The organism is Aeromonas popoffii (genome assembly GCF_000820025.1).
GTDB lineage: Bacteria > Pseudomonadota > Gammaproteobacteria > Enterobacterales > Aeromonadaceae > Aeromonas > Aeromonas popoffii.
This window is the reverse complement of the sequence record NZ_CDBI01000074.1, coordinates 167312-181060: the sequence shown is the minus strand read 5'-3', so window position 1 is coordinate 181060 and position 13749 is coordinate 167312. Positions and strand designations below refer to the sequence as shown.

Below are 13749 nucleotides of genomic sequence, written 5' to 3'. Positions count from 1 at the left end.
GACCTCTTCAATCATGCTGGCTGTGCGACAGGTTCCAGGGAACCCTTGGGCGCAGTGATGGTGCGATAGGCGTTGTAGGCCATCAGCAACATACCGGTGACAAAGAAGCAGCCACCCAGGAAGCGCACGAAGTAGAAGGGATAAGAGGCCTGCAGCGATTCCACGAAGCTGTAGGTCAGGGTGCCGTCGTCGTTGACCGCACGCCACATCAGACCCTGCATTACGCCGGAAATCCACATGGATACGATGTAGAGCACGGTGCCCACAGTGGCCAGCCAGAAGTGCACGTTGATCAAGCGGATGCTGTACATGCGACCCTGATCGAACAGGTTCGGGATCAGGTGATACACGGCGCCGATGGATACCATGGCAACCCAACCCAGTGCGCCTGAGTGGACGTGACCTACGGTCCAGTCGGTGTAGTGGGAGAGGGCGTTGACCGTCTTGATCGCCATCATGGGGCCTTCGAAGGTGGACATGCCGTAGAACGACAGGGACACGACCAGGAAGCGCAGAATGGGGTCATAACGCAGTTTGTGCCAGGCGCCAGAGAGGGTCATGATGCCGTTGATCATGCCACCCCAGGAGGGGACGAACAGGATCAGGGACATGACCATGCCCAGCGACTGGGCCCAGTCAGGCAGCGCGGTATAGTGCAGGTGGTGCGGACCGGCCCATATATAGAGGGAGATCAGCGCCCAGAAGTGCACGATGGAGAGGCGGTAGGAGTAAACCGGACGACCCGCCTGCTTGGGCACGAAGTAGTACATCATCCCGAGGAAGCCGGCGGTCAGCAGGAAGCCTACCGCGTTGTGCCCATACCACCACTGCACCATGGCATCCATGACACCGGAATACATGGAGTAGGACTTCATGCCGGAAAGCGGCACTGCCATGCTATTGACGATGTGGAGCACGGCCACCGTGATGATGAAGGCGCCAAAGAACCAGTTCGCCACATAGATGTGGGAGGTGGTACGTTTGACCAGGGTGCCGAAGAAAACGACGGCGTAGGCGACCCAGACGATGGCGATGGCGATATCGATCGGCCATTCCAGCTCTGCGTACTCCTTGGAGGTGGTATATCCTAGCGGCAGCGAAATGGCGGCAGACAGGATGATTGCCTGCCAGCCCCAGAAAACGAAGGTCGCCAGGGGGCCACAAAACAGTCTGGTTTGACAGGTGCGTTGCACCACGTAAAACGAGGTGGCCATCAGTGCGCTGACGCCGAAGGCGAAGATCACTGCGTTGGTATGGAGGGGTCGCAGACGACTGTAAGTCAGCCACGGGGTCTCGAAGTTGAGGGCAGGCCAGATCAACTGGGCTGCGATCAGTACGCCAACCGACATGCCGACAATTCCCCAGACAATCGTCATGACGGTGAACTGGCGAACAACGGTGTAGTTGTACTCAGGATGGTTAGTTATATGGCTCATCGTTGTATTCCGCTTCCGATGCTGCTGTTGTTTGATTTTTTGTCCAGTGACATGGACCGACATCATTGGCTACTGCCAACCTTCCGTTAACAACTGTTAATAAAAGGAAAAGCAAAAAGTAGCTAAATGAAAATTCGTTGGGAATGATACTGAAGTGACAGGTAAAATAACAGTATAAACAGTGATATATTTGGCTCCGACTGGTCTCGCCTGCTCAATTATTTACCTTGCGCGAGATCACGAAAATGTCATTTTTAAGGCATCTTAAAAGGTTGTTTTTTCATGAAAGAGAGACTCACTTCACGCAAAATTGCCCACTTGGCGATCGTTCTGGCCATTTTGCTCGGATTGGTTGCTTATCGAACCTGGTTTGGCGGGGGGCAGACGGCGGTGGCAGGGACAGAAAAAGATCAGATTTGTGATCTGTCCCACGCCTCCTGCAGCCTGTTGGTGGGCGACAAACCGATGACCGTCAGCGTCGCCTCCTTGCCGGTGCAGGCCGAACATGACTTCGTGATACTGCTTCAGGGGGGGGATCCCGCCTTGAAACCGGTGAAAGCCTGGCTGGAGGGACGAGACATGTTCATGGGCACCATACCGGTCAGTTTCGAGCCTGCAGATCGCGGCTGGCAGGGGTCGACCCTGGTGGGTTCCTGCACCTCGGCAGTGATGGTCTGGCTGCTCAATATCGAGTGGAACAATGGCCAGCGCCAGCAGTTGGAACTCTCGGTCAGTCGTTGAATGGCTGCCTTTATGAAGAAAAGGAGAAGGGGAAAGGTGAAAATAGATTTGAAATTTTCAGGCAGGGCGTTACCTTGCACAGATTATCAGGGAGTGAAGTTCATTTAATCATGATTGAAAAACAACCGTTTTATCGCACCCTCAACCAGCAGGCCAAGGCGTTGCTGGAGGGGGAAACCGATCTGATTGCCAATCTGGCCAACCTGTCCGCGCTGCTTAATCAGGAGCTGGCCGAGATCAACTGGGTGGGTTTTTACCTGTTGCAGGGAGATACCCTGGTGCTCGGTCCGTTCCAGGGCAAACCGGCCTGCGTACGTATTCCGGTCGGCCGTGGGGTATGCGGCACTGCGGTTGCTGAGGGGCAAACCCAGCTCATTGACGATGTGCATCAATTTGAAGGGCATATCGCTTGCGATGGCGCCAGCAACTCGGAAATCGTGATCCCGGTGCGCCGTGGTGGCGAGATCATTGGCGTGCTGGATATCGATAGCCCAATTTTCAACCGTTTTGACGCAGAAGACCGGATTGGGTTGGAAGAAACAGTGCAAATTTTGGAAAGCATGCTCTAAGTCATTGCTTGATGGTTCGCAAAAGGCCCCAAGCTCTCTATAATGGGGCCTTTGTTGTGCTCGGGCGTGCCCGCGCGTTTATATGAAAGCCAAGGTTATACATGGAAAACACTGAGAAGCTGAAGAACAGTAAAGAGATCGTTGCCTACCTGGTCGAGAAATTCCCGGCCTGCTTCATCGCTGAAGGAGAGGCCAAGCCACTCAAGATTGGCATCTTCCAGGATTTGGCCGAGCGTCTTGCTGACGACGCCAGAGTATCCAAGACCATGCTGCGCTCTGCACTGCGTCAATACACCTCCAGCTGGCGTTACCTGCATGGCCTTAAGGCTGGCCAGGCCCGTGTCGATCTGGACGGAAATCCGGGTGAACTGCTCACCGAAGAGCACATCGAACATGCCAAGCAAGCCCTGAAAGAGAGCAAAGAACGCGTCTTTGCCAGCCGTCGTACCAATACTAAAGAAGAGAAGGCCAAGCAGCCCCGTCGTCCTGCCCCGCGCAAGGCTGATGCTGTCGCCAAATCTGACAAGCCCAAAGCCGCACCCAAGGCCCCCGTTGCCGATGCGCCGCTGGTGAAGGTCGATGCTGCTAATCTGAAAGTGGATCAAGGCGTCAGGGTCGTGCTGGGCAAGTCTCCTGTACCGGCGACCATCAAGGAAGTGACCAAGGATGACGTTCAGGTCCAACTGCAGACCGGCATGATGCTGCGGGTCAAATTTGAGCATCTGGTTCTCTAAGGAGACAAATGTTGAAGCATGGCGTAATTCGTTTTTCCCTCGTTGCCTGTAGCCTGGCGCTTGCCGGGCTTGCACAGGCCATCGAGCCGGTGCTCAAGGAAAGTGATTTGCCTGTGTTGGCTCAAGAGAGCCAACATGCTACGGCTAGCAAGCGAATTGCCAATCTGTTTACCCGCTCGCATTACAAGCAGTTCAAGCTGGACGATACCTTTTCCTCCGTGATTTACGACAAGTATCTGGAGAATCTGGATTACAGCAGAAACCTGTTTTTGGCCTCTGATATCAGCCGCTTTGAAAAGTACCGTAACGGTTTTGACACCGACTTCGAAAGAGGACGGCTGGCACCTGCCTACGAGATGTTCAATCTGAGTCAGCAGCGGCGTTATGAGCGGTTCGAATACGCCCTCAAACTGCTCGATACTCCTTTCGATTTTACCCAGCCCGACAATTACATCTTTGATCGGGAAGGGGTGGCTTGGCCCAAAGACGAAGCAGAACTCAACGAGTTGTGGCGTCAGCGGGTCAAGTTCGATGCCCTGAGCCTCAAGCTCAGTGGCAAGGAGTGGCCCGAGATCAAGGAGTTGCTTGGCAAGCGTTACAACAATGCCATCAAGCGGATGTCCCAGACCGAGAGCGAGGACGTGTTCCAGCTATTCATGAACTCCTTCGCCCGTGCCATCGAGCCGCACACCAGTTATCTCTCCCCGCGCAATGCCGATCGCTTCAACACCGAGATGAACCTCTCGCTGGAAGGCATAGGTGCCGTGTTGCAGGCGGATGATGATTTCACCGTGATTCGCTCCCTGGTACCGGGTGGCCCGGCCGCCAAGTCCAATCACCTCAAGCCTGATGACAAGATAACCGGGGTAGGGCAGGACGATGGCAAGATTGTCGATGTGATCGGCTGGCGTCTCGATGACGTGGTCGAACTCATCAAGGGGCCAAAAGGCAGCAAGGTGAAGCTGGAGATCCAGCGCGGTAAAGGCGCGACCGTCAAGACCGAGCAGATCGAGCTGACCCGCGACAAGGTGCGCCTGGAAGACAGAGCCGCCAAGTCCAAGGTGATTAACGCCGAAGGCAAGAAGATTGGCGTCATCGAGATCCCGAGTTTCTACGTCAATCTGCACGACGACGTGATCAAGGAGCTCTCCAGCCTGAACAAGCAGAATATCGATGGTCTGATCATCGATCTGCGCGGTAACGGCGGTGGTGCGCTGACCGAAGCCTCTGCCCTGAGCGGTCTCTTCTTCGCCAGCGGTCCCGTGGTGCAAATTCGTGATCACATGGGCCGCATCACGGTTAATGGCGATGACGATGGCAACGTCTACTACGGCGGCCCCATGTCGGTGATGATTGACCGCTACAGCGCCTCGGCCTCCGAGATTTTCGCTGCTGCCATGCAGGATTATGGCCGCGCCCTGATCCTGGGTGAAAACTCGTTCGGCAAGGGCACTGTGCAGCAGCATCGCAGCCTCGCCAAGGTCTATGACTTCTACGAGCAGCCACTGGGTCACGTGCAGTACACCATCGCCAAGTTCTACCGGATCGACGGTGGCAGCACCCAGAACAAGGGCGTGGCACCTGACATCCGCTTCCCCACAGCGGTCGCCCCGGAAGAGACGGGCGAGAGCCGTGAGTTCAATGCGCTGCCGTGGGACAAGATAGCCTCAGCAAGCTACGAGAAGCTCGGTAACTTCGCCAGTGTGTTGCCCAAGCTACAGTCGGCGCACGATGCCCGGATCACCAAGGATCCCGAGTTTGCCTATGTGATGCAGGACATCGCCGACTACAAGGAGGAGAAGGACAAGAAGTCGGTCTCCCTCAACGAGGCGGAGCGTCTGGCTGATCAGGCCAAACAGGACGAGAAGGCGCTGACGCGCACCAATGAGCGCCTGGCTCGCCTTGGCAAGCCTGCGGTGAAGAGTCTCGACGAGTTGCCGGCGGATTTTGAAGCCCCCGACGAGTATCTGATCGAAGCGGCCAATATCACGGCGGATCTGGCCAGACTCAGCAAGCAGGGCTGACGTTGGTTTGTGAAAAGGCATGTATACAAGGGCGACTCAGGTCGCCCTTTCTTTTGGCTGAATGCAAACTATTTGACCCTGCCAACCGGTTGTGACAGCCTCTGACACGTCAATTACAAGCGTGGAAGCAAACAATAATGACCGATCACTCCCAGGCCATGACGGCCAAATATCGCCAGGATTATCAGGCTCCGCTCTACTGGATCGACAGCATAGATCTCGATTTTCAACTGCAGGAGCCGCTGACCCAGGTCACCGCCATCTCCCGTCTGCGTCGCAACGGTGAACACAATGCGCCGCTGGTACTGGATGGGGAGGGACTCTCCCTGCACAGTGTCAGTGTGGATGGTGTGCCTTATCAAGAGTATGAGCAGGGGGAGAGCAGCCTGACGCTGTTCAACCTGCCGGCCGAATGCGTGCTGACAGTCGTTACCCTGCTGGACCCTGCCGCCAACACTGCCCTGGAAGGACTTTACAAGTCTGGCGATGCCTACTGCACCCAGTGTGAGGCCGAAGGATTCCGCCGGATCACCTATTACCTGGACAGGCCCGACATCCTGGCGCGCTACAGCACCCGCATCACTGCCGACAAGGCCAAATATCCCTTCCTGCTCTCCAATGGCAACAAGGTCGACAGCGGTGAGCTCGATGGCGGCCGCCATTTCGTACAGTGGCAGGATCCCTTCCCCAAACCGAGCTACCTGTTTGCGCTGGTGGCCGGTGATTTCGATGTAGAGCGTAGCCACTACACCACCAAAAGCGGCCGCAAGGTCGCCCTCGAGATCTTCGTCGACAAGGGCAATCTGGACCGCGCCGGTTTTGCCATGGAGAGCCTTATCCACTCCATGCGCTGGGACGAACAGCGCTTCGGCCTCGAATATGATCTCGACATCTACATGATCGTGGCGGTGGACTTTTTCAACATGGGCGCCATGGAGAACAAGGGACTCAATATCTTCAACTCCAGGTTCGTGCTGGCCAATCCGGCTACCGCTACCGACGTCGACTACCACGGCATCGAGCGGGTGATCGGCCACGAATACTTTCACAACTGGACCGGCAACCGCGTTACCTGCCGTGACTGGTTCCAACTCAGCCTCAAAGAGGGGCTGACCGTGTTCCGGGATCAGGAGTTCTCCTCCGATCTGGGTTCACGCGGCGTCAACCGCATCAACAATGTGCGTACCGTGCGCGGTCCGCAGTTTGCCGAGGACGCCGGTCCCATGGCACACCCCATCCGCCCGGATGTGGTGATAGAGATGAACAACTTCTACACCCTGACCGTCTACGAGAAGGGCTCGGAAGTGATCCGCATGCTGCACACCCTGCTGGGGGAAGCCAACTTCCAAGCCGGGATGAAGCTCTACTTCGAGCGCCACGATGGCCAGGCGGTCACCTGCGATGATTTCGTGCAGGCGATGGAGGATGCTTCCGGTGTGGATCTCGGCCGTTTCCGCCGCTGGTACAGCCAGTCCGGCACGCCGGAGCTGACCGTCACTGACGAGTACGATGCCGCCAGCGGCGTTTATCGCCTCCATGTGAGCCAGCACACCCCGCCGACTCAGGAGCAGCCGCAAAAACTGCCGTTGCACATCCCGCTGGACATCGAACTCTATGACGAACAAGGTGCCGTCATTGCGCTGCAATATCAGGGCAAGGCCATCGGTAACGTGCTCGACGTGCTGGACGAGGAGCAGACCTTAGTGTTCGATCAGGTGCCGGTCAAGCCGGTTCCTTCCCTGCTGCGGGACTTCTCCGCGCCGGTCAAGCTGCACTACGACTACAGCGATGAAGCGCTCGCCTTTCTGATGCGCTTTGCCCGCAACGAGTTTGCCCGCTGGGATGCAGCCCAGATGCTGATCAACAAGGCGGTCATCGGCGGGGTAGCGCGGGTCCAGCACGGGCAGGGGGTTGAGCTCTCCCAGACCCTGCTGGCTGCCTTTGTCGCCATTCTGGACGATGACGAGCTGGACCCGGCTCTCAAGGCGGAGATCCTGGCGCTGCCGGGGGAGGCTACCCTGGCCGAGCTGTTCGAGGTGGCCGATATCGATGCCATCCATCAGGTGCGGGATACCATTCACACCTCGCTGGCGCAGGCGTTCGGGGCCAGGCTGACGGCCACTTACCAGCGCTTGCGTTTGACCGGTTATCAGGTGGTGCACGCCGATATGGCCAAACGGACCCTCAAAGGAGTGGTGCTCGGTTATCTGGCGGCACTGAATTCCGGGCATGCCGATGCGTTGGTGCGCGAGCAGTATGCGGATGCCGACAACATGACGGATACCCTGGCGGCGCTGCAGGTGGCCAACGGCTATCTGCTGCCATGTCGGGCAGCCTTGCTGGCGGACTTCGAGGGCAAGTGGGCCAGGGATGGACTGGTACTGGACAACTGGCTGCGGCTGGTGGGCAGCAAACCTGCCGCCGACGTGCTGGTCGAGGTGCGCCAGGCGATGGCCCACCCCACCTTCAGCATTCGCAACCCGAACCGGCTGCGTGCGCTGATCGGCAGCTTTGCCATGAACAACCAGGTGCAGTTCCACGCTGTCGACGGCAGTGGTTACCGCTTCCTGACCGATCTGCTGATCGAGCTCAACGAAGTCAATCCTCAGGTGGCGTCTCGCCTCATCACCCCGCTCATCCAGTTCAAACGACTGGATGAGGCACGCAAGGCGCTGATCCGCGCAGAGCTGCTCCGGCTGTTCAACCTGGACGGGCTGGCACGGGATCTGTTCGAAAAGATAAGCAAGGCGTTGCAGCAGTAATCGAGTGGTGCAGGGCAGGGGAGCCGGCTCTCCTGCCCTGTTTGTCGCGCAGGATGTCAAGGCACCGGCGCGATCGCTCTGTGGTGGCCGTCCATAGGTGTTTTTTATCAGGAGTCACAGTGAAGCAGTTTACTTTCCGGCTGTCGCTCAACAGCGATGAGATCATGCTGATGTATCAGGGCCATGCCAGACGGCTGGTGGTGCGTACCGAGCAGGGCCTGACCATAGAGTTGGCCTTGGAAAAAATCCGGCCATTCGTCGCTATCAATGGTGTATACGGCTATTTTCGGCTGAACACCCAGGATGATTATCGCTTTATCAGCCTGGAACGCATAAATTAACAAAATCTGAACAGGATCCCGAGTAATTATCTGCTTTCAATCACTATCTATCTGGTAAATCCGTGATCATCCAGTGGGATTTTCTGTTTTTTGCCAAATTGGCAAAATTTTTCACAGCTCAAGCCGTGATCTGCCCCTTGTTTTTAACATCTCCTTATCACCTTTTCTCGCCTTCCTTGATCCAAGACATTACACTGCGCAGCAACTCTGTACCGGTGGGCATCCAGGGTGGATGTCTTTCCGTCGGTGGTTAATGTCGTCCGATAAGGAATATAGCAATGGCATTGAAAGACGCCCCTACCTCAGTTCTGCTCGAAAACGTTCTCAGCCTGATCCATCAGAAGTTGCCCAAGAAGAGTGCCTCCCTGGTCGAATGCTTCGTTGCCAAGTTCTACGGCAACATGGCCAGCACCGATCTGCATGATCGCAATGACAGCGATCTCTACGGCGCCGCGCTCAGCCTGTGGAATGCGCTCAACCAGCGTACCAGCACGGAGCCCTACATCCGGGTCTACAATCCCGAGCTGACCCGCCACGGCTGGCAGTCTCCCCACACCATCGTCGAGATCATACTGCAGGACTCTCCCTTCCTGGTGGACTCCATCCGCATGACCCTCAAGCGCCTCAACATCACGGCCCACATGATGTTGCACCAGCCGCTGCACCTGATCCGTGGTGCGGATGGCAAGATCAGCGCCATTCTGGATCTCGACAACACGGCAGGGCAGACATCGGTCGAAACCGCCTTCCTTATCGAGATCGATCACTTGACCAGTGACGACCAGATGGAGGCGCTGGCCACCGAGCTCAACTCGGTTGCCGGTGAAGTGGCCCTGGCGGTCGGCGACTGGCAGCCCATGCTGGGTCGCCTGAACGAGATCATTGACGAGCTGCCCAAGCGCAAGAACCCGGTCAGCAAGGAGGATGTCGCCTCCTGTGTTGCCTTCCTCAAGTGGGTGGCCGCCCACAACTTCACCCTGATGGGCTATCGCCGCTACGACGTCAAGGCGGTGGAAGGGGATCACGAGATCCTGCCGTTGTCGGACTCCAGCCTGGGACTGATGAAGAATTCCATCAAGGATGAGCGGCAGCGCCTTGGCAACATGCCGGCCAGTGCCCGTCATGCGGCCCTGAGCTCTGATTTGCTGATCCTCACCAAGTCCAACAGCAAGTCCCGGGTTCACCGTCCGGCCTATGTGGATTACATCGGCATCAAGCGTTTTGACGAGCACGGCAAGGTAGTGGGGGAGGATCGCTTCATCGGTCTCTATGCCTCTTCCATCTACAACACCAGTGCGACCCAGATCCCGCTCATCAGCCACCGGCTGGCGCGCATCATGGCCTCGTCCGGTCATGAGAAGGGCTCTCACGCCTACAAGGCCCTGCTCAACGTGCTGGAAACCTATCCCCGCGATGAGCTGATCCAGGCGCGCGAAGAGGAGCTGCTGGCCACCGGTCTCGGCGTGCTGGAGATGCAGGAGCGGGACATGCTGCGGCTGTTCGTGCGCCGCGACCTCTACGGTCGTTTCTTCTCCTGCATGGTCTATGTCACCAAGGAGCGCTATAACACGGCGCTGCGGGTCAAGACCCAGCAGATCCTGCAGAAGTATTTCGGCAGCAGCGAAGAGGTGGAGTTCAACGTCTACTTCTCCGAAGGCGTGCTGGCGCGGACCCATTACATAGTACGGGTCAACAATAACAACGTGGATGTGGACGTGAACGAAGTGCAGAACAACCTGATTGAAGCGGCCCGCAGCTGGGACGATCGACTCGACTCCGTGCTGCTGACCCATTATGGCGAGGCCCGTGGCAATGCCCTGCGTCGTCGTTTCAGCACCGCCTTCCCCCGTGCCTACAAGGAAGATGTATTGCCGGGCTCCGCCGTGGCCGACATCATTGAGCTGGACAATCTCAGTGAAACCCATTCCCTTGGCATGCTGTTCTACCGTGCCCAGGAGGAAGAGAACGATCGCCGGGTCCGCCTTAAGCTGTTCCACCGCACCGAACCCATTCACCTCTCCGATGTGCTGCCCATGCTGGAAAACATGGGGCTGCGGGTAATTGGCGAGACCCCGTATCAGGTCCGTACCCCTGCTGGGGATGTGTTCTGGATCCTCGATTTCTCCATGCTGCTACGTGGCGATCAGCCGTTTGATCTGGAACAGAGCCAACAGCGCTTCCAGCAGGCATTCGCGGCCGTCTGGAGCCGGGAGTTGGAAGATGACGGTTTCAACCGTCTGGTCCTGGGTGCCAACCTCACCGGCCGTCAGGTTTCGGTGTTGCGTGCCTACGCCAAGTACATGCGCCAGACCGGTGTCTCCTTCAGTCAGTCTTACATCGAAGAGACGCTCACCCGTTATCCCGACATCGCCCAGCTGCTGTTCACCCTGTTCGAGCAGCGCCTCGACCCGGCTGGCAAACAGGATGCCAAGGTACAGGCCAAGCTCCACGAGCAGCTGGCCGCCAAGCTGGATCAGGTAGCGAACCTGGATGACGATCGCATCATCCGCCGCTATGTGGAGATGATCGACGCCACCCTGCGTACCAACTACTACCAGCTGGACAAGGACGGTCAGGTCAAGCCGTACGTCTCCTTCAAGCTGGCACCCTCCAGCATCACCGACATGCCGCTGCCGCTGCCGAAATTCGAGATCTTCGTCTATTCACCTCGGGTGGAAGGGGTGCATCTGCGCTGGGGCAAGGTGGCCCGTGGTGGTTTGCGCTGGTCCGATCGCAAGGAAGATTTCCGTACCGAGGTGCTGGGTCTGGTCAAGGCGCAGCAGGTGAAGAACACAGTGATAGTGCCGGTCGGTGCCAAGGGCGGTTTTTATTGCAAACAGATGCCGGTGGGGGCGGCCCGTGCCGTCATCCAGGAGGAGGGCAAGGCCTGCTATCGCCTGTTCATCCGTGGTCTGCTCGATGTGACCGACAACATCATCCAGGGGGAGGTGATCCCGCCAACATCCGTGGTACGCCACGACGAGGATGACTACTACCTGGTAGTGGCGGCCGACAAGGGCACCGCTACCTTCTCCGACATCGCCAACCAGATAAGCCAGGAATATGGTCATTGGCTCGGCGATGCGTTCGCCTCCGGCGGCTCGGTCGGTTATGACCACAAGAAGATGGGTATCACGGCGCGCGGCGCCTGGGAGTCGGTCAAGCGCCACTTCCGTGAGATCGGCATCAACTGCCAGACCACCGATTTCACCTGCGTGGGCATCGGCGACATGGCGGGGGACGTGTTTGGCAACGGCATGCTGCTCTCCGAGCACACCCGGCTGGTGGGCGCCTTCAACCACATGCACATTTTCATCGACCCTACGCCCCATGCGGCCAAGGGCTTTGTCGAGCGCAAACGGCTGTTCGAGCTGCCGGGTTCCAGCTGGGATGACTATAACCGCGACCTCATTTCGGCAGGGGGCGGCATCTTCCTGCGCTCGGCCAAGTCCATCAAGCTGAGCCCGCAGATCCAGACCCTGCTCGGTACCGACAAGGCCAGCATGGCGCCGAACGAGCTGATCAAGGCGCTGCTCTGCCTGAATGTGGACCTGCTCTGGAACGGGGGCATCGGCACCTATGTGAAGAGTTCTCGCGAGAGCGATGCCGAAGTGGGGGATCGCAGCAACGACGTGCTGCGGGTCAATGGTCGTGATCTGCGTGCTCACATAGTCGGTGAGGGTGGCAACCTGGGCTTTACCCAGCTCGGCCGTGTCGAATACGCCAGCCAGGGCGGTCGTATCAACACCGATTTTACCGACAACGTGGGCGGGGTGGATTGCTCCGACAACGAGGTCAACATCAAGATCCTGCTCAACCAGCTGGTGGCCGCTGGCGATCTGACCCTCAAGCAGCGTAACCAGATGCTCTATGAGATGACCGACGACGTGGCGCAGATTGTTATCACCAACGCCTACCGCCAGTCCCAGTCCATCTCGGTCACCAGTTTCCGGGGTACCGAGCAGCTCAAGGAGCAGCAACGCTTTATCCAGGGGCTGGAGCGCGAAGGCAAGCTGGATCGGGGGCTGGAGTTCCTGCCCTCTGATGAGGAGCTGTCCGAGCGGATGGCGGCAGGGCAGGGCTTGACCCGTCCCGAGCTGGCGGTGCTGGTGGCTTACGGCAAGATGGTGCTCAAGGAGCAGCTCAACTGCCCGGAGGTCACCGAGGAGCCCTTCCTGGCCAACATGCTGGTCACCAGCTTCCCGACCAAGCTGCAGCAGCAGTTCGGTGCCCAGCTGGCCCAGCATCCGCTGCGGGGCGAGATCATTGCGACCCGGGTGGCCAACATGCTGGTCAATGACATGGGGCTCAACTTCGCCAGCCGGATGAAGGACGAGACAGGCGCCTCGGTGGCCGAAGTGGCCTGCTGCTTCGCCATGGCCCGCGAGGTGTTTGGCCTGGGGGCCCTGTGGCGTGACATCGAAGGGTGCGACAACCAGGTGGATGCCCAGATCCAGCTCGAACTGATGTTCTACAGCCGCCGCATCGTGCGCCGCGCCACCCGCTGGTTCCTGCGTGCCCGCAATCGCAGCTGGAGCATCGCTGAGAACATCGCGTTCTTCCGCCCGGCGTTCGAGACCCTGGCGACCCACCTCTACGAGGTGATGGACGAGAGCGAGGTCGCCGAGCACCAGCAGGCAGTCGCTGCGCTGGTGGCCAAGCAGGTGCCGGATGCCATCGCCCGTCAGGTGGTCCATATGAGCAGCCTCTTCTCCAGCCTGGACTTGGCACAGATTGCCGCGGAGCACAAGACCGACATATTGCGCGCCGCCAACGTCTACTATCGCCTCGGTGCCAAGCTCGATCTGCACTGGTTCCTCGAGCAGATCAACCATCAGCCGGTGGGCAACCACTGGCAGGCGATGGCACGGGCCTCCTTCCGTGAAGATCTGGACTGGCAGCAGCGCAGTCTCACATCTGTGGTACTGGAAGGGTGCAAAGATCAGGGAGAATGCGCTACCATACTGGCCGACTGGATTTCGGAGCATGAGCAACTCTTGTCCCGTTGGACCCATATGTTGGCCGACTTCAAGACCACGAGCACCCACGAGTTCGCCAAGTTCTCGGTGGCCTTGCGAGAGTTGAACCTGCTCCAGTTGAATTGCCGAACCTCGGCATAACCCCTAAAGCCCCGGCCAGTTG

At 58.1% G+C, this 13749-nt stretch carries 8 protein-coding genes; 7 read left to right on the top strand and 1 reads right to left on the bottom strand.

All coding sequences use genetic code 11. From position 1 onward, the window contains the following. Positions 1–11: 11 nt before the first annotated feature. Positions 12–1436, bottom strand: coding sequence for a cytochrome-c oxidase, cbb3-type subunit I (ccoN, locus tag BN1129_RS16030; protein WP_042037808.1), 1425 nt, complete (start codon positions 1434–1436; stop codon positions 12–14). Between the two features lie 282 nt (positions 1437–1718). Here ccoN and BN1129_RS16025 point away from each other — a divergent pair, with 282 nt between their 5' ends. The 7 genes from BN1129_RS16025 to BN1129_RS15995 all read left to right on the top strand — a co-directional run bounded on the left by BN1129_RS16025 (position 1719) and on the right by BN1129_RS15995 (position 13727). Beyond that, positions 1719–2177, top strand: coding sequence for a hypothetical protein (locus tag BN1129_RS16025; RefSeq protein WP_042037806.1), 459 nt, complete (start codon positions 1719–1721; stop codon positions 2175–2177). Positions 2178–2287: 110 nt separating this feature from the next. Then, positions 2288–2746 carry a GAF domain-containing protein gene (locus BN1129_RS16020; RefSeq protein WP_042037805.1) on the top strand — a complete coding sequence of 153 codons (459 nt, stop codon included), beginning with the start codon at positions 2288–2290 and terminating at the stop codon, positions 2744–2746. A gap of 101 nt (positions 2747–2847) precedes the next feature. Then, positions 2848–3480: an RNA chaperone ProQ gene (gene proQ, locus BN1129_RS16015; RefSeq protein ID WP_042037804.1), complete on the top strand. Its 633-nt coding sequence runs from the start codon at positions 2848–2850 to the stop codon at positions 3478–3480. 8 nt (positions 3481–3488) lie between these two features. After that, on the top strand, positions 3489–5504 hold the full coding sequence (prc, locus tag BN1129_RS16010; RefSeq protein ID WP_042037801.1) for a carboxy terminal-processing peptidase: 2016 nt from the start codon (positions 3489–3491) through the stop codon (positions 5502–5504). A gap of 137 nt (positions 5505–5641) precedes the next feature. Next, positions 5642–8266, top strand: coding sequence for an aminopeptidase N (pepN, locus tag BN1129_RS16005; RefSeq protein ID WP_042037799.1), 2625 nt, complete (start codon positions 5642–5644; stop codon positions 8264–8266). A gap of 119 nt (positions 8267–8385) precedes the next feature. After that, a complete protein-coding gene (locus BN1129_RS16000; RefSeq protein WP_042037798.1) occupies positions 8386–8607 on the top strand; it encodes a DUF2835 family protein in 222 nt (73 codons plus the stop codon). A gap of 278 nt (positions 8608–8885) precedes the next feature. Next, positions 8886–13727, top strand: coding sequence for an NAD-glutamate dehydrogenase (locus BN1129_RS15995; protein ID WP_042037797.1), 4842 nt, complete (start codon positions 8886–8888; stop codon positions 13725–13727). Positions 13728–13749 lie beyond the last annotated feature (22 nt).